Here is a 19,846-nt window from a genome sequence, read left to right as displayed (position 1 = left end):
TATGTCTGAAGAGAATTTTAGAAAGTCTATGACTTATGTTTTAAACTAGTGTTAGGTGGTGCTAAGATGAAATTAAAAGTTGATTATAATGCTAATCTAGATTTACCCGACTGGTTAGTAGAGGAATTAGCTGGGAATCAGTTATTAGCTAAATTATTATTCAGACGAGGAATTGATACGCCAGAAAAACTAGCAGATTTTTTATATCCGGAATCTTATTCTCCAACTACTCCAGCTGAATTTCCTAATTTAAAAGAAGCAGTAAACTTATTAGTGGCTGCTGTTAAGCAAGATAAAAAAATCTGTGTTTATGGTGATTATGATGTTGATGGAGTTACCTCTACTACTATTTTAGTTACTATGTTACGAGAAATTGGAGCCGAGGTGCAGTATCATATCCCTAACCGATTTACTGAAGGTTATGGTTTGGATCAGGAAGTTATTAAAGATTTGGCTACTCAAGAAGTAGACTTGATTTTAACTTGTGATTGTGGAATTTCCAATCAGGAGGAAATAACTTTAGCTAAGGAATTAGGTTTAGAGGTGGTTGTAACTGATCACCATCAATTGCCAGCTGAATTACCTAAGGCAGATACAATTTTAGCCCCTAAATTATTACCTGCCGATCATCAGGCTTATGATCTGCCTGGAGCAGGAATGGCTTATTTTTTAGCCCAGGCTGTACTGGAGAGAGAGGATAAACCCAAAAAAGCAGCGCAATTAATTGATCCTTTAGCTTTAGCTATTGTAGCTGATGTAGTTCCCTTACAGGGCGAAAATCGTTATTTATTACAGCAGGGATTAGATTCGTTAGCTACTACTGCCTGGGTAGGAATCCAGGAGTTATGTAGAGTTTGTGATTTAGAGCCCTTTAATCTTTCGGAAGAAGAAATTGGGTTTCAGCTTGGGCCGCGGATTAATGCTACGGGAAGAATTGATACAGCTAGTAAAGCAGTTGAATTATTACTTAGTAGTGACAGACAGGAAGCTAAAGATTTGGCTAAAGAACTGGATGAGATCAATCGCCGTCGGAAAGAAATAAGTAATCAGATGGCAGAAGAAGCTTTGAGTTTAGTAGAGGATAAAAATGATTTAGAATCAATTATTTTATATCAACCTAATTGGCATCAAGGCATAGTAGGAATTGTAGCTGGAAGACTAGTGGAGAAGTTTAATGTACCAGCTTTATTGATGACTCTTACAGAAGATGGAGAGACAGTTACTGGTTCGGCTAGATCAATAGACGGGATTCATATTAATAATGCCTTAAAAAAATGTGCTGAGTTTCTAGCTAGTTATGGAGGTCACGCTGGGGCAGCAGGCTTTTCCTTAGCTAAAGAAGATTTAGCTGATTTCAAAGCTAAGCTAACAAAAGTTTTAACAACAGAAAAGAAGGAATTAGGATCAGTTAGAGAGATTGAAGTCGATGATAAATTAAGTTTAAAAGATCTATCTTTAGAGGTATACGAGGAACTAAGGCAGTTGGCCCCTTTTGGGGAGAAAAATCCAGAACCGATTTTTTATTCTTCTGCTGTAGATGTAGTCTCTACTCGTTCTTTTAGTGAGGGCCAACATTTAAATTTAACTTTAGATGATGGAACCGATCGTCATTCAGCAGTTTGGTGGCGAGCCGAGCCCGAGAAATTAGGTGATCAAGTTGATTTAGTTTATTCACTAGGAGTCAATGAGTGGCGGGGGAGAAGAGAGTTACAATTAGTAATTGAAGAGGTTATTCAGCAGACTGGTGATTTAACAGAAGAGATAATTGCTTGTCAATTAGAAGACTGGCGTAACTGGCGAGAGTTAGGAGATTCTTTACCCCAGTTTACAGAGGCTATTTATTATTACGAAGGAGTTAAGGATTATTCTTATCAAGTGATTAACCGTTACCAAGGGGAAAAAGCAAATACACTAGTATTACTATCTTGTCCGCCTGAACTTAAGGTCTTTCAAGATCTAATCCGCAAGATTGAACCACAAAAAATTATTCTGGCTTATTCAGAGACAGAACTAGAATCCACGCAACAATTTATTAAGAAGTTAATGGGTTTAGTTAAAAATGTAATTAATAAGCACCAAGGAGAGACTGATATCTATAGACTAGCTTCTTTAACAGCTCAAAAAGAAGCGACAGTCGTGTTAGGGCTGAAGTTGCTTCAAGCTAAAGGCTTAATAGAAGTGGATTTTATTGCTAGGGCCAACCTAGTTTTAAAAAAGGGAGTTAAACAAGTAAGTGATAGGCAATATCAAAAGAGGTTACAAGCTTTAGTAGCAGAGAGTAAAGCTTTTCGGAAGTATATGCTACAAAAAGATCTAGCTCAGATTGAGGAGATACTTTTTAATAGCAGATAATATTATCTGCTATTAAAAGTATCATAACAATAGCTAGAATCCTGATACTAGTTAGATTTTGATTTAATGAAAAATTCTACAGATCGATCCCATTCTTTTTCAGCTTCTGGAGAAAAGAAACAACCTGGAATTTCATCTTTAGCTCGATGTCTAGCTACACAAGCACAACAATTGCCATATAGGGCACAAGAAGTATTAGTACAGGTGCATTGTTCTTTATTTTTTTCTAATTGATCACAATTAGCCATTTAAAAACCTCCTTATTATTCTTTTGTACTTGTTTACTTCTACTTGAAAATCAATTTTCCTGCTCAGTATTGATATATCGTGTCACCAAAGGTGACACAGTCGTGTGTTGTGTATCAGCCAATTCAAAACCTTTAAAATTACTATATTTTAAGGGTTTGAATTAGATCTATGGTTTTGAATTTGAATTAGCTCACAACACACAGCTCACGACTAAAGACTAACGATGAATATTTTTCCTTCCTGAGGATACACTAACAAGTGTTCTAAAGGGAGGAATTTTTTATGGAAGATATAATAGAAGAGACGATTAATGATTATCAAGATTATGTTAATCCTAGTTTGGCCCGGTTATTTAAACTGATGGGGCTAGATACTTTAGAATGGTCAGCTGAAGGTTGTATTGTTCAAGATGTTGAAGGGAAGGAATATATTGATTGTTTAGGTGGTTACGGAACTTTTGCTTTAGGACATAAACCACAGCAAGTAGTTGCTGCTGTGAAGGAGCAATTAGATTTAATGCCGTTATCTAGTAAGATGTTATTTAATCAACCACAGGCCCAATTAGCCAAGAAATTAGCCGAAGTGACTCCAGGTGAATTACAGTACTCTTTTATTTGTAATAGTGGTACCGAAGCAGTAGAAGGAGCTTTGAAGTTGGCTAAAGTAGCTACAGGCCGAAGTCAGATCATAGCTACTGATAATTCTTTTCATGGTAAATCCTTAGGATCATTAAGTGCTACTGGTAGAGAAAAGTTTAAAGAACCATTTGAACCGTTATTACCAGATGTAGATCATGTACCCTTTGGAGATAGTAAAGCTTTAGCAGATCTGATTAATGAGGATACAGCAGCAGTTATTTTAGAACCGATCCAAGGCGAAGGAGGGGTTGTAGAACCACCACAGGATTATCTACCAACTGTCAGAGAAATTTGTAATCAGCATGATTGCTTACTGATTTTAGATGAAGTCCAGACTGGATTAGGCAGAACTGGTCAATTGTTTGCTTGTCAACACTATGATGTCACACCTGATATTATGACTTTAGCTAAAGCTTTAGGAGGCGGGGTTATGCCGGTAGGAGCTTTTGTAGCTACACCAGAAGTCTGGTCTGCTTTAGCTGATAATCCTTTCTTACATACTTCAACTTTTGGTGGTAATCCTTTAGCTTGTCGGGCTGCTGTAACTGCTATTGAAGAGATCCAAGAACAAGAATTAGCGATTCAAGCTAATAAGTTAGGTACTTATTTGTTAGCTGAGTTAGAGAAGTTGGCCCGGCAGTATTCCCAAATTATTAGTGAAGTAAGAGGGCGAGGATTGATGGTAGGACTTGAGTTAAAAGATGAAGGTTATAGTGGAATGTTGATCTCTGAGTTGATTGAGCAGGGTATCTTAGTTTCTTATACTTTAAACCAACAACAAGTGATTAGACTGGAACCACCATTGATTATTGATCAGGAGCAGTTAGAGGAGATAGTAACTAAGTTAGATCAAGCATTACAAAATGTAGTTCAATTAGCTAGTTAAGGAGGAACTTATATGCCTCAGGTAGTAGAGGAGATTACTGTTGCTGGTAGTCTAGACCAAGCTTATCAATTAGCTAAGGATATGGAGTCTTATCCAGAGTTTATGGAGAATGTAGTTAGTATTGAGGTGCTAGAACGAGGGGAGAAGTCGACAGTAACTAGTTGGGAGACAGAAGTAGATGGCCGCAAGATCAGTTGGCGAGAGAAGGATTTGTTCAATGATGCTGAGCACCAGATAATTTATCACCAGTTAGAAGGTGATTTAAAGGAGTTTGCTGGAGAGTGGAATTTAGAGTCCACTACCGAAGGGACGAAGATTACTTTGACAGTTAACTTTGAGTTTGGTGTAGCAATGTTGGCCCCGTTATTAAATCCGATTTTAAAAAAGAAGGTACGAGCTAATAGTCAGAGTATGCTACAAGGAATTAAACAACAAGTAGAGCAAGAAACTAGTGTTCAATATCATTAATAAGTAGTAAACTTAAAGCTATAGTAATGTATTGGTTGGGCCAACTAATAAAAAAAGAAGTTGGCCCAGTATGATTTTTGCTTAATCTGTTTCAGCTGTTGAGAATTCGCTTAAAAGTAATGTTAATTTATTAATCCCTAAATCTTCTAAAGTTTTATATTCAAAATTACGAATTTGGTGACCAGGATCTATAGGATTATCTAATTTGATTATTGCTTTTAGATGAAAAATTACTTTGTTTTTATTATTTCTATCTATGGATTCAACAACTCCTATATGTGTGATAGCAGATCTTGGAGCTTCAATATAAAATCCAATGAAGTCAGCATCCTTTTTAGGGACTATTTCACTACTAAAATAAACTTTCATATCAATAAAATTATCTTCAAACCATTTAGATTTAATACCTCTTACAATAACTTCTGCCTTATTATTTGCTCCCATTTTGTTCCCCCCCTTTTATTAATTATTCAAATAAATCTTCTTTTAATTCATCTATTTCTTTCTGTCTTTTGTTAGTCCTTTCTTTATTAATAACAATTTCAATTATATCTCCTGTTTTAGCTTTAGTAGGTAAGATTTTTTTAGGTATATCAAATGTTTGATTTTCATATTCAATAATAGCTTTATTTCCTTCAAATCTATCAATAACTAACATTTATTCTCCCCTCCTTAATAATGAGTAGAAATTAACTGTCCATTAGAGTTATAAAGCTTAGCTGAATCACCATCATTATTCCAGATATATCGTTTTGTCCACAGGATAGTATTTGGTCCAGGTGTTTTACCTCTGCCAGAAATCACTTTTAAGGTTTCTCCAGCTGCAAGTGTTGTCTTTTTAGGGAAAACAAAAGTTTGATTTCCTGTGTCACTTACTAACTTCCAATGAGAAATGTTTATTTGTTTATTACTTTTATTAGCAATTGTAACTACTTCTTTACTAAGACTAAGATCTGAAATTTTAATATTTGGTTTAGAATTAGTTGTTGTTTTTTTAGAATAATCGATTGGTTTAGTATTAAAATCTATTTTATTTCCATTGCTTGTAGCAATAATAGTTCTTTGTTGATCAGTTCGATAAATATTTGTGTTATTATTTTTTAATCTAGATATGATCTTTTGAGAAGGATGGTTATATTTATTATGTTTATCTACTGATAGTATTGCGTATTTAGGTTTTACTTTTTTTAAAAATAGTTTACTAGTAGAAGAGTGGCTGCCATGATGACCAACTTTCAATATATCTGCTTTAATATCAGCTTTGGAGTTAATCATTTGGTGTTCTGCTTTAGCTTCAGCATCACCAGTAAATAAGACAGAAGTATTATTGTATTTTACTTTAGTAACAGCAGAATAGTTATTGAGCTTAGTATAGTGATTTTGGGTTGGCCCAACTAATTTTACTTCTAAATTCAAGCTATTATCTTCCAATAGTTTAAGTCCTGCTTTAGCGGTTTTGATTTTTTTATTTTTAAGTTTGATTGCTGTTAGTACATCTTTGTAAGTTTGAGAAGTATGAGTAACATTAGGCATATAGATATTGCCTATTTGAAATTTAGAAATTATATCATCTAGTCCTCCAATATGATCCTCATGAGGGTGGGTTCCAATTAAATAATCAATCTTTTTAATGCCTAATTTTTTAATATAGTTAGTTATCAGTGAGCCATCAGTATTATTTCCAGCATCAATTAACATTGTTTGATTGTTAGGTAGTTGAATTAGACTAGAGTCAGCTTGATCTACATCAATAAAGTGGACTTTTAAATTTTGTGTATTAGCAATAACAGTTAATGAGAAAGTACTTATTATTAAAATTATAATTAAAGTGGTAATTTTTTGTTTCATTGTTAATCCTCCTTAATCTTTATTTCAATATATTTCGTTGTTTATCCTGGTTGATTAGATAAATAATAAATTTTGATATATAAGTTAGAAAAATATGAAATAATCTAATAATGATCTTTAATTAACCTGATTTATTAAATCCTTGACTCCTACAAATCTGATTCCTGTTTGATCTAATTTAGGTAGAATATTATGCAAAGCTAGAACTGTTACATTACCTCCATGAGGGCCAACATGACCAATTCCAATAGCTTGTCCTTGTTTAATTGCTTTTCCTGCTAATTTTAAAAGTGCTTTGCGAATATATCCATAGTTTTTTTGATGATCCAAGAATACATCCCTTTCCAGTACTGGTACATTTAGTTTGTGGGCTACTTTTTTCACAACAGTATCAGGAGTAGTTCTACTATCTATAGCTATTAAACCTTTCTGTTTGGCAACTTTCAAAATCATCTCCATAACATGTCTATCAGCAGTAGCTTTATCTCCAGTGTGGTTATTAAATCCTATGGCTTGGGGGATATCATTTATAGCTTCTTTCATTCTAGTCTTTATTTCTTGGTCGGATAACTCTGTTAGAATTGGTTTTGGCCCTAACCAATTAGGTCGATCTAATTCTGCTTCCATAGGTAAATGAATAATTACATCAAAATCTTGTTTGATAGCTTTTCTGGCTTCAGTAGTAGATTGTTTTTCAAAGGGCATAATAGCACATGTAATTTTTTGTTTTAATGCAAATATTTTTTTAGTTCCTTGGGCTCTATTTCCAAAATCATCAATAATGATTGCTATTTTAGCAGCTTTCTCTCTTGCTTTAATCTGTTGTGTAACATCTAAAAAAGGTGATAAACTTAATTTCTGTGAATTAATTAGAAATTGTATATACTTTATTCCAGATACACTTGAAGCCTCATTAATCAATAATTCAATGATTTCTAACTGTTCAAAAGTATTTAATTTATAAATGTTTGGTGTTAAATTTAAATAAGCAACTCCCTGTTTATAGCCAACATCTGATAAAATTTTTCTACCCTTCTTTTGTAGTCTCTGTTTTATTTTTTTAGAGTTCATAAGTTTAGTTTCTAATTCTTTTTTAGTTTCAGTAGTTGGGTTATATCCTGCTAGTTCTAATAGTTGATTAAATCCAGGATATAATGAAAAAGAGAATTGATAGGGTATATTTTTTTCTAAATTATTTACTAAATCTATATCAGTACTAAATAATACAATCCCAGTTACTAGTAGGCAAAAACACAATAAAAGGCTAATATACTTTAAGTAATTCAAATTGACCACTTCCTTTGCTTTTATAGATTAGTATTTACTATTATAATTTAATTTATTATCCACTCCTAACTTTGATTTTAGGTTTAATATAATTTTTGTAAAGTTTGCTTTCTATGTTATGATACTATTTAGGCTGAAATGAATATTAAGCTTGTAATTAGATAGATTATAGAATAAAAGGAGCAATAAGTTCATACCAGAGGATAAAGGATATTTTGTTCGTACATACGGCTATCTGTCTATTATAGTTAGCATGATAAAATAATATAGAAAAGCTCTCCCTATGAGTAGAGGGAGAGTAAGGGTTTATACTTTTAAACCTTTAGCATCTTCTTGCCATATAAATCTATGTTTAAGTCCATTGATAAACTCTATCTCTATAACCTTCTTATCATCTACAATCATCTTTATGAATGGCCCTAGATTAGTTTCTGAAATCACATTATTAACAGGGCAGTCGGAATGAGCTGCTTTTCCTAGGGCATACTCTTGATATCGATAAATGCTTGGTTTAAATTCTGACTTCCGGTTTTGTTCAGGGGAGGCAAGAAAGTTTTGATCCCAGTGTAGGCATTCTATTAATCCACTAAAGATATGAACATTTTTAGCTTTCTCTCGATTAGAGCGTTGACCAATATAATTTTCATCTAGCATTTTGTTAACTTTGGCCTATTGTTGATTGGATATAATAGCAGGGAAGGCATCTTCAACTACTACCCATCCTTCTTTATCTTTTATTTTACCTCTAGCAGATTCTTTATAATTATATCGATAGTCACCTTTATAAATTGGATTTCTTAATATTTGAGAGATGGTTTTAGTAGTCCACTGATCATAATTATAGCCTAAAGGGGTAGGTGCTCCATTCCAAAGTCCTTTTTCAGCTCTATCAATCATAATAGAAGTAACACGTTCAGAAGCTAAGTTTCTTTCTAGTTCAGCAAATACTAAGATTATTTTTAACATTTCTTCGCCCATTGCTGTGCTAGTATCAAACTGTTCGTTCTTAGAAACAAAGGTTACCCTTCTTCATACATTTGAGCGAAATCAAGTAGATTTTTGGAGCTTCTATCTATCTTCCAGACCAGTAAGTGAGTGAATTCTCCATTTTCAATTTCATTTATCATTTCTTGATAGGCTGGACGTTTAGTGTTTTTGCTGGAATATCCTGCATCGGAGAATATTTCGAAATTATCTATATCTAATACATAATTAGAGTAGTTTTTTAGTTCTTTTTCTTTGAAGTCAAGTGATTTTTTATCTACTTGGTGATGAGTAGATACTCTAGTGTAGATAGCTACTTTTTCCAATATAAAGATTAACTGAATTATTGGTTACTTTTATAATTAAGTATATCAGAATTTTAGGGAAATATCATTTATTTTAGGTTGGAATGCGGATTAATTTTATTAATTGATAATAAATAGGTAATGAATAAATGTTATGCTGTATTGTTATTTTTTTCAGTTTGTTGTTTTTTATATTTCTGAAATTTTATTCTTATTATATTAGAATTTATACATAAATTTCGCTATAATGGTTTATTTTTACTTTTAAAATGTTATAATATTAGTAGTTTTAGAAAAAACTTTGTTTTCATTTGTAAATTAAAATAGATATTGTAAATATGTTGATTAAAATTAGGTAGATTTTATTGAATTATTTTCCATAAAGATATTACATTAAAAAATTTTTAGTAGATATTCAATGGGGTTTATATAGAGTCTTGTAGAAGATATTTTAAATATAAGAAAGTTTAATTAATTTATTATACTATCAGAGGAGGATATAATTATGGATTTTTTAACTTCAACATTACTAAGTGGGGTAATTTGGGATGGGATCAAAAAAGGCGCCAATATAACTGTTGATTATTTAAAAAAATCGTTGAAAGATTTTATTTTATCTGAAGAGGATTATAAAGCTATTGTGAATGAATTAAAAGAGGCTCCAGAATATGCTACAAAATCAGAAAAGTATTTAGAAGCTTTTATTGATGATAATAAGACTATTAATGAAATATTATCAAATGCTAAACCCATAAATAAAAATAGTATAAACCATAGTAGTTTTGAAAGTAGTCCAATTATGCAAGGAGGAAATAATAATAGACAGGTTACTTATAATAGTTCTTCTAATGATAAAAATATTGGAAAAGATAATGAGCTTGAGGATAATATTATTTTTGGTGACAAGAAAAATAGTGGAATAGGGAATAAATAGTTTATGGGTTCTAATTTACAAAAAGAAAATAAACTTGATCATAGTCCATCTATGCAGGGCGGAATAAATAATGAACAAAATAATTATTATATTAGCGAGCAAGCTGAAGAAGATTTAGGGATAATAAAAGATATTTTTGAATATATTTTAAATAATAAAAAGGAAAAAGAGTTTAAAGATGGAGAATTCGTTGATATAATTAAAAAAATTAAATTAAACTTTAATGATTTTGAACAAGAAGATGTTTATGAATATTTAAAGAATGCTTATGAATATATAGAATTAATAGATGAAGTTTTTACTAATTTTAATCCATCTGATCAAAAAGATGTTCATGGAGATATTCGTGATAGATATATAAGATTAAGAAGAAAAAAAGATAAGACTTTTGATATACTCTTAAATTTATTCGATCAATATACTCCTAATTCTAAAGAATCTAATCCTAAATATAAACGTATTGCTCGAGCTATAGTACTTTTTTTCTTTGAAGATTGTACTTGGGGTGAAAAAATAGAAGAAGAAAAATATTTTTAATATTATTAGTTTAAATCGGAGGGATTTTTTTGTTAGTACCAACTAAACATGAAAATTTAGATATGAACATATTGGTAGTAGGTTCATATATTGTAAAAAAGATATTGAATGGAAGGGTTTTAATAGAATCAATTCTAGAAGAATATTGTAAAGAAAATCAAAATCCAGATATAGATATTTTTTACAATGCTCTTACTTTTCTTTATTGTATAGAAGCAATAGAAGTTTCTGGCTATACGGTGAGGTTAATAGAAAGATGATTTATTTAAAGTCAATTTATTCAGAACCCAGAGGATTATTTGATAAGATTCAATTTAATGATGGAATTAATATAATATATGGAAAACATCCTAATAAAGCTGAAAATAAAAGTTCACTTAACAGTATAGGTAAAACGACTTTAGTTAATTTAATAAATTTTTGTTTATTATCATCTTATCGTAAAGGTCAGGAGTTTTATAAAGCTAAAGATATTATGGATGATTATTATGTAGTTTTAGAAATAGAAATTGAAGGAAAAATTCATATTGTAAAAAGAACCACTAAAAAAAGAAGTAGAATTTTATATGGAATTAAAGGAGGAAAACTTGAAGAATATAAAATTAAAAATCTAAAAAAATTATTTTGTGATTTGTTTTTTAAAGATGAGAATTATTCTGGAGTATATTCTAATGAATGGTTCAGAAGGCTTATAAAAATATTTACAAGAAATGAGAAAAATGGATTTAAGAAAAATCCTATTAAATATATACATTATACATCTGAGCTTGAGCTAATACCATATAACTTGTTTTTATTGGGGATTGATAATACATTAGCACGAAAAAACTATAAACTAAAAGAAAAGTATAAAGCAAAGCGAGATACAAGAAAAGAAATAAAGAAAGTTATAAAAAATACATATGGGATAGAAGAAATAGATAATGTAAATTCTAGAATTGCAAATTTAAAACAAGAAACGGATAAGCTTGAAGAAAAAATAAAATTATATAAATTAGATGAAAGTTATTCTGATATAGAAAAACAAGCTAATGAAATAACTGAAAAAATAAAAAAATTAACTTTTAAAAGACACTCAATGTTAGAGAAAGCAAAAAAATATGAATCAAATTTTGATCTCGATATAAATATTTCTCTTAATGAAATTGAAGAAATGTATCAAGAAATTAATGAAGAACTAGCTTTTAATATTAGAAAGACATTAAATGAAGCAATTGAGTTTAAGAAAAAGTTAGTGTCTTCACGGAGAAAGTTTTTAAAGTCAGAAATTAACAATTTAAGGGAAGAAGCTACTAATTTAAAAGAAAAGATACAAGAATTAGATAAAGAAAGAAGTGAGTTATTTAATATTTTAGATAATAAAGGAGCAATAAAAGATTTAACTGAAGCGATGAATAGGATTAGCCAAAAGAAAGAAAAAATTAATGAATTGGAAGGGAAATTGAAATTATATAATGATTTAGAAAATGAATTGTTAGCTATTGAAAAAGAAGAAGCAGAACTTAATATTAAAATAAAGAAATTCATTGATTCCATTCAAGATGAAGTTAATAATATTAGGAAAGTATTTAATCAAATTTATTATTCTTTATATAGTTATGATACAGAAGGTGTTTTTAATATTTCTTATGACTCAGGAAGAAGACAAGCAAAATTTTCAATAAAAGCAACGTCATCAGATAGTGATGGATGGGGTAAGGCAAGAGGATGTGTGCTGGTATATGATTTAACTGTGCTTTTTAATGCCATAAAACAGAATAGAAGAATGCCTAGGTTTTTAATTCATGATGGAGTTTTTAATGGTGTGGCTAAAAATCAGTTTGTTGCTACAATGAATTTATTGAATGATTTATCAGATCAGTATAGGTTTCAATACATATTTACTGCTAATGAAGGAGATACATGGATTAATAGAAATCATGGAGAGCTAGAATTTAATTTAGAAGAGAAAGTTATTGCTCAATATTCAGAGAAAAATAAAATATTCAAGCAAGATTTTTAATAGTTTTTTATAGTTAATTTAGAGATACAGTGGCCAACTATTAAGTTGGCCAACTTCCTCAAGAGTAGGATAGTTTTAGATCAGTACTTATCAAGAACAATGAACTTTAATCTAAACTTTCCTCAACAATCTTAATTTCTTCATCTGTTAGATTATAAAGATCATAAACCATTTGATCTATTTCTTGATCAGTCTTTTCTATTTTGTTTTCTAAGTCTTCAATTTCTTTCTGTAGCTGATTCCATTCATTTACTACTTTACGAACTACTTGATATTTATCATAGTCTGGAAGTTGAATTTGTAGAATTCTTTTAACTAATCCACCACTGAATTCATTAAATTCTTCTAATTGTTCTTCTGTTAAATTTTCAAGATAGTATTTAATATACTGACGTTTGTATTTATTTTTAACTTCAAATTTCATTAGTTCATATTGGCCAGAACTTGATTTATCAGAGTAGATGGTTATAATATTATCATTAATATTAACTGTCATATCTCTAATTTTTCTAGCCCTACCAGAGTAAATCTTATTGAAGAATCCATCTTGTTCTACTATAGTTGATAGAGTTGGCCCGGTTTGAGAAGTGTATTTATCTATTAAATCTATGAAATCTAATTTTTGTTTTTTTGTTAAAGTTTTCTTTCCATTAGTTATTGTTTGAACTTTATTAATAAAAGGAATCTGTTTTTTTGAATTAACTTGAGGTATAGGTAAATTAATTATAGGAAATTTTCTCCATTGAGTAGTTCCTACCCCAGAACTATTAGAGATTTTTTCGAAATACCATTCAGATAATTTAGAATTCAAAATAGAAATTAAAAATTCCAAATTATTCCCTGTCATAATAAAAGAACCATTTAAACTATAAAAATTATTAGTATCTAAAGCGAATTTAGGTTTATCCGATAATTCCATCCAAACTATTTTATTTTCTTTAAAAAGATTATAATAATTGCATTCTCTTAAATTCCACCAGTTTTTTCCTTGATCATATCTGTTTTTTAATTTTTCTTCAAATTGTTTCAGATATTTATAAATGGCTGGATATTTTTTAGTAATATCTAAATCATAACCAGTAAATAATAAATATTGGTAATCAGATTTTATTTCATATTTGTCTATATTTCTTCCTCTAAGTAAGGGTTCAATGATTTCTTCAGATTTAGGATCTTTTTCTATTAATCTATTTTTGATTTTTTCATTTATAATAAATGCCTTATTATATCCAGTTTTAATTCCATAATTTATTTTTACATTCCATTTTTTTAATTTCATGCCTTTCTCTTCTATTTTATTTTTAAGTTTGAATTTTCTTTTTGTTATAAAACTCCATCCATCTTCACTTAAATTCTTTTGTGGAATAAAGTATTTATTATTATAATTTATTGTATGATTATTATTAAATTGAGATTTTTTTATAATAATAGTACATGGATCAGTAGTAGCTTCTTTGAAAACAACTTTTTTATCATAATCTGTATAAGAATATATTTGATATTGTAAAATATAATTTCGTAATTTATCTGCATATGTAGCCCTGGTAAATTTTTTAGAACTTATAAAGGCTAAATAACCATTTTGATTTAAAAGATTTAATCCTTTTTCAAAGAAATAACAATATAAATCTGCTTGTCCTCTAAAAATTTGATAACTATTTTCTAAATAAGATTTTATAAATTTGATTTTTTCCTGTCTAACATAAGGAGGATTACCAATTACTATATCAAAACCACCGTTAGCCATAATTTCAGGGAACTTTTCTTTCCAGTTAAATGTTTTATCCCCAGCTATTTCTGGTTCATCAATTAAAGAATTTCCACATTTAATATTATCATCAAGATTGGCCAATGGTTTATTCTTATTAGCAGTTTTAAGCCATAAGGAAAGTTTAGTAATCTCTACTGATTCTTCATTAAGGTCAACTCCAAAGATATTATTTTTTAAGATACTTTTCTGTAAAGAAGATAAACCAAAGATACTTCGTTGCCCATGTTCATCTTTAATAAATTCTATTTGCTTATGGATCCATTGATGTTCTTGTAATAAATAGTCAAAAGCTTGGTTTAAGAAAGCACCTGATCCACAAGCTGGATCCAGTATTTTGATTTCTTTTAGTCTTTTTTCGTATTCTTCATAGAATTCAAGATGTTGTTTTTTATATTTACCTTCCACCTGTGGGGTAGAGGCAGACTCAATATCAGGTAATTCATTATAGCCTAGATTTTCTTTAATGTCATTTAGATATTTGCCAATTGAATTTTCTACTATGTACTTAGTAATATATTCAGGAGTATAGAAGATACCATCTTTCTTACGTTTAGATTCTTGTTTATTATAGTCATTGTCTTGAATATTAGCTTTTAATTCTTCAATATCTGAGATAGACTGTTCGAAGATATGTCCTAAAATATTAACATCTAAATCACTATCAAAATCATAAGAAGAAATTTCATTTATTACATCAAAGAATTCATCTTGAATTATGAGATTATCTAAAACTTCATCATGTTTAAATAATCCCCCATTGTAAGCGTTTATATTATGATTAGGATTACCTTCGTCTATAGATTTAAATAGTCCTCTAATGCCATCCCAAACTGGGGTAGAGGAGGGGGTAAAACTATTTTTCTGTTGCTCAATGACTTTATGTATTATATCAGTTGGGAGTAATGCTAGGTCTTCACAGAAACAGATGAAGATAATTCTATCAAGAAACTTTTGAGCTTTTTCTAGTAGAATTTCTTCATCATGATTAGGATTGTTTTCTTTAAGGTGTTCAAATAAGTCTATCCTAACACGCTTATATAAGTTATAAAATTCAGTTGATATATCTTCTTCGTGTTGTACTGTTTCTTCACTCAACTCTAATGTCAAGCTTTTTCCTTTTTCAGGATTAAGCAAGTTATCTTTAGATAGTAGAAGGTGAAACTTTTTAAACTCTTTTTCTTGATCTAGATTGTTGATTAAGAACTCTTCGTAATGACCTTGACCACGAGTGTACTTGTATAATCTAATTTCAATCATATTAGAGACAATAATCCACTTGCAGCCATCATGTTTAGTAGCATAGTTAAAAGCTTGTTCAACAGGTGTACCATAGTCTTTACCTGAACGGTTTTGTTTTTTATCAAGGCTTATTTTTGGCCCTTTAAGCTCAATAACTGCTTTGGTTTTACCATCTTCAGAACCTGTAAAAATACCAAGGCTCCCATCTGGATGAGAAGAGTCTACTTCTGTTGATGGTTCAATTCTCAAACTATAATTATTATTTTTATTAGCTTGATTTATTGTTTGGTATCCTAAAACATCTCTAAAAAAACCTGTTAGGAAAGCTGATTGAAGTCTTTGTTCATTAACTCCTTTAATATTTTCTAGATTTCGTTGCCAATCTGTTATGATTTTAAGTTTTTGTTCATGGTTATCTATTTCATGGCCATTTAGATGTTTGGATAATACTTTTTTGTTAAATAGTACAGCCAATTGTATGTCCCCCTTCATTTTAAATTTTATTTTCGACATTATACAACAATAAATATCTAAATTAGTTAAATGTTTCTGAGATGGGTATAATAAAAAAGACTGTTTGTCCTTTTTAACTTACTTCATATAAAATAGACAAGTTTATCTTTGAAACCTGTTCTAATACCACCTCAAATAATGATAGTTATACTATTTTCAGGTATGGATTGAAACAATTGTAACATAAAGCAAGAATATTTTAAAATAAATTGGACAAGTCGCTAACTGCCACATATAATGTAGTTGAAATTAGAGACTTGACGCAACTAAAAAGAGGAGTAGAGATGGAGAAAGGTAAATTAGTTAAATTACACCTTAATTATTTAATTTAGAAAGCTGATAATCACTTAAAATTATAGAGTAAAATCTAGTAAAGAGGTAATATTTAAAAAATGCTACAATTAATTTATATAAATCTCGAGTGAATAAGCTTGGGGATTATTATATGTAGAGTAATGTACCTTTTGTAAAGTTTGTTTTCTATGTTATAATACTATTTAGGCTAAAATTAATATTAAGCTTGTAATTAGATAGGTTATAGAATAAAAGGAGCGATAAATTTATGCCAGAGGATAAAAAATATTTTATTCGTACATACGGCTGAGCATTATAATAGAGTTACTAAGGATAAAATTAATGGTAAGGGTAAGGCAAAAGCTATGGTAGTAACGTCCTCTAGGCTACATGCAGTTAGATATAAGTTAGCTTTTGACAAGTATATTAAGAAACAAGGCTTTAAAGATGTAAATACAGTAGTAGCTTTTTCAGGAACTGTGACTGATCCAGATACAGGAAAAGAGTATACAGAGGAAGGGATGAATTGTCGAAAAAATAATTTCTAATTATTTTTAGCAAGTAGGGAATTGTGATATACTAAATTTAGTGTAAAAGCGAGTTGAGAAAATGGACAAAACTTATATAATTTGCGTTTCTAGTCAACAACAAGAATTAGCTTATAGATTAGCTAGACAGAGTGGAAGGATTTATTCAAAGGTTGTTTCTACTATTTTTAAGCTAAAACAAAATAAAAACTTTTGGTTAGAAAAGGGAGATATGGAAAAGTTAATTAAATTATACTCGGAAGATTTTGAGCTACATTCTCAAACTAAACAAGGAATTGTTCAACAATACTATGACAATTTAAAATCTTATTTTAAATCTAAAGATAAAGTTGAAAACAGCAAACCACCTTATCGAACGAAGAAATATAACAAAGTTATTTATAAAAAATCTGCAATAAAATTAAAAGATAATGGAATTTTAAGACTATCTAATGGTAGAAAAGGAACAGCATTTGAAATTGAAACTTCTTCTTTAAATCAAGAACCAAAATACGCCGAATTAATCTATAATAACAACTTAGATAAATACCAATTGCATATAATAGTAGATATTGAAAATAAAAAGATAGACTATCAGACTGATAGAATTTTAACTATAGATTTAGGAGTAATCCATCCGCTAGTAACTTTTGATGGAGAAGAAGTTAAAATCTATAATGGAGGCGAACTAAATTCTTATCTTAGGTATAGAAATAAAGAATTAAATAAACTACAACAGAAGATGAGTCGATGTGAGAAGTATTCAAACAGATGGAAGAAATTAAATCGGGCTCGACGGAAACTTTTAGAAAAGAGTCAAAACAAGATTAATGATTTGTTGCAAAAATACACATCATCCTTGATTGGCTCTTGTATTAAAGGAGAAGTTAGTACGATAGTAATCGGAGATGTGAAAGGAATTAGAGCCGATATAAATTATAGTTCAAAAATAAACCAGAAGCTACACCAGTGGTTAGCAGGAAAAATCTATGATTTAATAGAATATAAAGCTGAATCAGTGGGGATTGAAGTTAAGTTGCAAAATGAAGCATATACTAGTCAAACCTGCCCTAAATGTGGTAATCGATATAAACCTAAAAATCGTAACTATAAGTGTTCAGAATGTGGTTTTGAGTATCATCGTGATGGTGTAGGAGCAATTAATATTTGGAAAAAGTATCTTGAGGTTTCTCAAGTAGAAGGCGAATTTGCGGTAGGGCAACAATCGCCCTGCTTTATAGCTTAATTTTGAGAGCTGAGAACAGTTACATGCTCCCGGCCTTTCATCAATAGCCAGGGTGGGGGTTACCATGCTATAGGCATCGCCCACAGGTATTAGGTATAATTCTAATCTGTGTTGTCATAGCAAGTGGAATGCTAGTCCTTTTCAGAAGGCGGGGTAGTCCACGAAGTTTGCTATGGAAGAGACCTGATAGGTCTTAAGAATCCTCGCTCATGAATTTATGAATGGGCGGGGAGTATGTCAAATACAATGTATGTTGATAAGAAGTTATAGAGGTAAGTCCACTCGCAAACCACTGTGGCGAATTTATTATAGCAAGGGTTTCCCTTGATAATGCCCTGTGGTAAGAGTGGACGGTTTTGATTTTTATTTTTGGTATTTTTCTCTTACAGCATCTTCAATAAGCCTATTAATTGGAATACCAGTATCTTTACTAATGTCTCTAACAATACTCATTAATTCTTCATCAATAGTAGTACTAATTTGTTCTCTTTTAATCTCATTTTTAGGTCTAGCCATATTATCATCCTTTCTTTTATAGTTTTTTATATAAATAACTTGAAAAAGAATGTTTTATAAAGTACAATTATACTATAATAGAAAGGAGGCACTTTTTCAATGACTATTAGAGAAAAAGCATACAGATTTAGATTATGTCCTAATAAAGAACAGAGAATTTTAATCAATAAATCAGCAGGTTGTGCCAGATATATTTATAATCATTTCTTAGATAAAGCTAAAGAAAACGGATACTTAACTTATACTAAATATTCTAAGCAATTAACTCAATTAAAGAAAGAATTAGAATGGTTAAAAGAGCCAGATAAATTTGCTTTACAAAATGCACTTAAAGACTTAGACCGAGCATTCAAAAACTATTTTAGTGGCAAATACGATTTTCCTAAGTTCAAATCCAAGAAAAACAAAAAGAACTCTTATCGCACTAACAAATTTACTAGAAAAAGTGGAACTACAAATATTGAGATTAAGGATAATAAAATCAAATTACCTAAATTAGGTTGGGTTAAATTTAGAAAATCTAAAGAAGTTAAAGGTAAAATATTAAATGTTACAGTAACTCGAACCAATATAGATAAATATTATGTTTCAGTAGCAGTTGAAGAAGATATTAAAGAACTGCCTAAAAAAGATAATGCTATTGGAATAGATTTAGGATTAAAAGAATTTGCTATTACTTCTAATGGTGAAAAGATAGAAAATCCTAAAGTATTAAAGAAATATGAAAAGAAAATTGCTAGATTAAACAGAAGTTTAGCTAGGAAAGAAGAAGGTTCAAATAATTGGCATAAAGTTAAAAAGAAACTAGCTAAAGTACATGAAAAAGTTAAAAATATACGCTTAGATTTTCTTCACAAACTGTCAACTAAGCTAATTCGTGAAAACCAAACAATTTGCTTAGAAACGCTTAAAGTGAAGAATATGCTTAAAAACTCTAAACTAGCTAAAAGTATTTCTGACGCTAGTTGGAGTAAGTTTGTTGAGTTGCTAACTTATAAAGCAAAGTGGTATGGTAGAAACTTAGTTAAGATAAATACCTTCTTTGCTAGTAGTCAATTATGCAATAGTTGTGGCTACAAAAATGAGAAAGTCAAAGATTTAAAAGTCAGAAAGTGGGAATGTCCTGAGTGTGGAGAAGTTCATGACAGGGACATTAACGCTAGTTTGAACATTTTAAACGAAGGATTAAAAATAAAGGCAAGTACCACTTAGGATATGTACTGTCGGGCTGACAGGAAGTTACGCTTAGG

The 19,846-nt window shown here is 30.0% G+C and carries 20 protein-coding genes; 10 read left to right on the top strand and 10 right to left on the bottom strand.

What is annotated here, in order from left to right:
• Positions 1–66: 66 nt before the first annotated feature.
• The gene (gene recJ, locus ACYQ3D_RS00355) at positions 67–2,352 is read left to right on the top strand and encodes a single-stranded-DNA-specific exonuclease RecJ (RefSeq protein ID WP_459834904.1); all 2,286 of its coding nucleotides are present in this window, start codon (positions 67–69) and stop codon (positions 2,350–2,352) included.
• A 47-nt stretch (positions 2,353–2,399) separates the two neighbouring features.
• Here recJ and ACYQ3D_RS00350 read toward each other — a convergent pair whose 3' ends face one another.
• Positions 2,400–2,600, bottom strand: a complete 201-nt coding sequence (locus ACYQ3D_RS00350) for a DUF6485 family protein (protein WP_459834902.1) — start codon at positions 2,598–2,600, stop codon at positions 2,400–2,402.
• A 283-nt stretch (positions 2,601–2,883) separates the two neighbouring features.
• Between ACYQ3D_RS00350 and ACYQ3D_RS00345 the strand changes: the two genes are divergently transcribed.
• Both ACYQ3D_RS00345 and ACYQ3D_RS00340 read left to right on the top strand, forming a co-directional pair.
• Positions 2,884–4,125: an aspartate aminotransferase family protein gene (locus tag ACYQ3D_RS00345; RefSeq protein ID WP_459834900.1), complete on the top strand. Its 1,242-nt coding sequence runs from the start codon at positions 2,884–2,886 to the stop codon at positions 4,123–4,125.
• Positions 4,126–4,137: 12 nt separating this feature from the next.
• Entirely contained in the window at positions 4,138–4,593 is a 456-nt protein-coding gene (locus ACYQ3D_RS00340; RefSeq protein ID WP_459834898.1) for a type II toxin-antitoxin system RatA family toxin, read from the top strand.
• Between the two features lie 81 nt (positions 4,594–4,674).
• Here the strand turns inward: ACYQ3D_RS00340 and ACYQ3D_RS00335 are convergent, their stop codons facing one another.
• The 7 genes from ACYQ3D_RS00335 to ACYQ3D_RS00305 all read right to left on the bottom strand — a co-directional run bounded on the left by ACYQ3D_RS00335 (position 4,675) and on the right by ACYQ3D_RS00305 (position 9,038).
• Positions 4,675–5,037, bottom strand: coding sequence for a hypothetical protein (locus tag ACYQ3D_RS00335; protein ID WP_459834896.1), 363 nt, complete (start codon positions 5,035–5,037; stop codon positions 4,675–4,677).
• Positions 5,038–5,059: 22 nt separating this feature from the next.
• Positions 5,060–5,251 carry a DUF3006 domain-containing protein gene (locus ACYQ3D_RS00330; RefSeq protein WP_459834893.1) on the bottom strand — a complete coding sequence of 64 codons (192 nt, stop codon included), beginning with the start codon at positions 5,249–5,251 and terminating at the stop codon, positions 5,060–5,062.
• Between the two features lie 14 nt (positions 5,252–5,265).
• Positions 5,266–6,441 carry an MBL fold metallo-hydrolase gene (locus ACYQ3D_RS00325; protein WP_459834891.1) on the bottom strand — a complete coding sequence of 392 codons (1,176 nt, stop codon included), beginning with the start codon at positions 6,439–6,441 and terminating at the stop codon, positions 5,266–5,268.
• Between the two features lie 117 nt (positions 6,442–6,558).
• Positions 6,559–7,737, bottom strand: coding sequence for a divergent polysaccharide deacetylase family protein (locus tag ACYQ3D_RS00320; protein ID WP_459834888.1), 1,179 nt, complete (start codon positions 7,735–7,737; stop codon positions 6,559–6,561).
• A gap of 297 nt (positions 7,738–8,034) precedes the next feature.
• Positions 8,035–8,382: a hypothetical protein gene (locus ACYQ3D_RS00315; RefSeq protein ID WP_459834885.1), complete on the bottom strand. Its 348-nt coding sequence runs from the start codon at positions 8,380–8,382 to the stop codon at positions 8,035–8,037.
• Positions 8,383–8,397: 15 nt separating this feature from the next.
• Positions 8,398–8,694: a recombinase family protein gene (locus tag ACYQ3D_RS00310; RefSeq protein WP_487247283.1), complete on the bottom strand. Its 297-nt coding sequence runs from the start codon at positions 8,692–8,694 to the stop codon at positions 8,398–8,400.
• Between the two features lie 53 nt (positions 8,695–8,747).
• Complete coding sequence (locus ACYQ3D_RS00305) at positions 8,748–9,038, bottom strand: recombinase family protein (RefSeq protein WP_487247282.1); 291 nt, start codon at positions 9,036–9,038, stop codon at positions 8,748–8,750.
• Positions 9,039–9,522: 484 nt separating this feature from the next.
• On the opposite strand from ACYQ3D_RS00305, the gene ACYQ3D_RS00300 reads away from it, so the two are divergent.
• Genes ACYQ3D_RS00300 through ACYQ3D_RS00285 form a run of 4 tightly spaced genes read left to right on the top strand, consistent with a single transcriptional unit; the run spans position 9,523 to position 12,490 of the window.
• The gene (locus ACYQ3D_RS00300; protein ID WP_459834883.1) at positions 9,523–9,951 is read left to right on the top strand and encodes a hypothetical protein; all 429 of its coding nucleotides are present in this window, start codon (positions 9,523–9,525) and stop codon (positions 9,949–9,951) included.
• Between the two features lie 3 nt (positions 9,952–9,954).
• Positions 9,955–10,488: a hypothetical protein gene (locus tag ACYQ3D_RS00295; protein WP_459834881.1), complete on the top strand. Its 534-nt coding sequence runs from the start codon at positions 9,955–9,957 to the stop codon at positions 10,486–10,488.
• Between the two features lie 29 nt (positions 10,489–10,517).
• Entirely contained in the window at positions 10,518–10,748 is a 231-nt protein-coding gene (locus ACYQ3D_RS00290) for an ABC-three component system middle component 6 (protein ID WP_459834878.1), read from the top strand.
• Positions 10,745–12,490 carry a DUF2326 domain-containing protein gene (locus ACYQ3D_RS00285; RefSeq protein ID WP_459834876.1) on the top strand — a complete coding sequence of 582 codons (1,746 nt, stop codon included), beginning with the start codon at positions 10,745–10,747 and terminating at the stop codon, positions 12,488–12,490. The genes ACYQ3D_RS00290 and ACYQ3D_RS00285 overlap by 4 nt, the downstream gene beginning before the upstream one ends.
• A 106-nt stretch (positions 12,491–12,596) precedes the next feature.
• Here the strand turns inward: ACYQ3D_RS00285 and ACYQ3D_RS00280 are convergent, their stop codons facing one another.
• A complete protein-coding gene (locus ACYQ3D_RS00280; protein ID WP_459834873.1) occupies positions 12,597–15,974 on the bottom strand; it encodes an Eco57I restriction-modification methylase domain-containing protein in 3,378 nt (1,125 codons plus the stop codon).
• A gap of 698 nt (positions 15,975–16,672) precedes the next feature.
• On the opposite strand from ACYQ3D_RS00280, the gene ACYQ3D_RS00275 reads away from it, so the two are divergent.
• Together ACYQ3D_RS00275 and ACYQ3D_RS00270 are read left to right on the top strand one after the other, a co-directional pair.
• On the top strand, positions 16,673–16,855 hold the full coding sequence (locus tag ACYQ3D_RS00275; RefSeq protein ID WP_459834871.1) for a hypothetical protein: 183 nt from the start codon (positions 16,673–16,675) through the stop codon (positions 16,853–16,855).
• A 61-nt stretch (positions 16,856–16,916) separates the two neighbouring features.
• Positions 16,917–18,080 carry an RNA-guided endonuclease InsQ/TnpB family protein gene (locus ACYQ3D_RS00270; RefSeq protein WP_459834868.1) on the top strand — a complete coding sequence of 388 codons (1,164 nt, stop codon included), beginning with the start codon at positions 16,917–16,919 and terminating at the stop codon, positions 18,078–18,080.
• Between the two features lie 363 nt (positions 18,081–18,443).
• Here ACYQ3D_RS00270 and ACYQ3D_RS00265 read toward each other — a convergent pair whose 3' ends face one another.
• Positions 18,444–18,596, bottom strand: a complete 153-nt coding sequence (locus ACYQ3D_RS00265) for a ribbon-helix-helix domain-containing protein (RefSeq protein ID WP_459834866.1) — start codon at positions 18,594–18,596, stop codon at positions 18,444–18,446.
• Positions 18,597–18,695: 99 nt separating this feature from the next.
• On the opposite strand from ACYQ3D_RS00265, the gene tnpB reads away from it, so the two are divergent.
• Complete coding sequence (tnpB, locus tag ACYQ3D_RS00260; protein ID WP_459834864.1) at positions 18,696–19,808, top strand: IS200/IS605 family element RNA-guided endonuclease TnpB; 1,113 nt, start codon at positions 18,696–18,698, stop codon at positions 19,806–19,808.
• The last annotated feature ends 38 nt before the right edge of the window (positions 19,809–19,846 follow it).

Source organism: Halanaerobaculum tunisiense (assembly GCF_054657635.1).
This window is presented reverse-complemented; position numbering and strand designations above follow the sequence as displayed.

What these genes read in the sequence shown, in the direction of transcription:
- recJ (WP_459834904.1), top strand. Translation starts at nt 67, where the DNA reads ATGAAATTAAAAGTTGATTATAATGCTAATCTAGATTTACCCGACTGG.
- ACYQ3D_RS00350 (WP_459834902.1), bottom strand. Translation starts at nt 2,600, where the DNA reads ATGGCTAATTGTGATCAATTAGAAAAAAATAAAGAACAATGCACCTGT.
- ACYQ3D_RS00345 (WP_459834900.1), top strand. Translation starts at nt 2,884, where the DNA reads ATGGAAGATATAATAGAAGAGACGATTAATGATTATCAAGATTATGTT.
- ACYQ3D_RS00340 (WP_459834898.1), top strand. Translation starts at nt 4,138, where the DNA reads ATGCCTCAGGTAGTAGAGGAGATTACTGTTGCTGGTAGTCTAGACCAA.
- ACYQ3D_RS00335 (WP_459834896.1), bottom strand. Translation starts at nt 5,037, where the DNA reads ATGGGAGCAAATAATAAGGCAGAAGTTATTGTAAGAGGTATTAAATCT.
- ACYQ3D_RS00330 (WP_459834893.1), bottom strand. Translation starts at nt 5,251, where the DNA reads ATGTTAGTTATTGATAGATTTGAAGGAAATAAAGCTATTATTGAATAT.
- ACYQ3D_RS00325 (WP_459834891.1), bottom strand. Translation starts at nt 6,441, where the DNA reads ATGAAACAAAAAATTACCACTTTAATTATAATTTTAATAATAAGTACT.
- ACYQ3D_RS00315 (WP_459834885.1), bottom strand. Translation starts at nt 8,382, where the DNA reads ATGCTAGATGAAAATTATATTGGTCAACGCTCTAATCGAGAGAAAGCT.
- ACYQ3D_RS00310 (WP_487247283.1), bottom strand. Translation starts at nt 8,694, where the DNA reads ATGTTAAAAATAATCTTAGTATTTGCTGAACTAGAAAGAAACTTAGCT.
- ACYQ3D_RS00300 (WP_459834883.1), top strand. Translation starts at nt 9,523, where the DNA reads ATGGATTTTTTAACTTCAACATTACTAAGTGGGGTAATTTGGGATGGG.
- ACYQ3D_RS00295 (WP_459834881.1), top strand. Translation starts at nt 9,955, where the DNA reads ATGGGTTCTAATTTACAAAAAGAAAATAAACTTGATCATAGTCCATCT.
- ACYQ3D_RS00285 (WP_459834876.1), top strand. Translation starts at nt 10,745, where the DNA reads ATGATTTATTTAAAGTCAATTTATTCAGAACCCAGAGGATTATTTGAT.
- ACYQ3D_RS00275 (WP_459834871.1), top strand. Translation starts at nt 16,673, where the DNA reads ATGGTAGTAACGTCCTCTAGGCTACATGCAGTTAGATATAAGTTAGCT.
- ACYQ3D_RS00270 (WP_459834868.1), top strand. Translation starts at nt 16,917, where the DNA reads ATGGACAAAACTTATATAATTTGCGTTTCTAGTCAACAACAAGAATTA.
- ACYQ3D_RS00265 (WP_459834866.1), bottom strand. Translation starts at nt 18,596, where the DNA reads ATGGCTAGACCTAAAAATGAGATTAAAAGAGAACAAATTAGTACTACT.
- tnpB (WP_459834864.1), top strand. Translation starts at nt 18,696, where the DNA reads ATGACTATTAGAGAAAAAGCATACAGATTTAGATTATGTCCTAATAAA.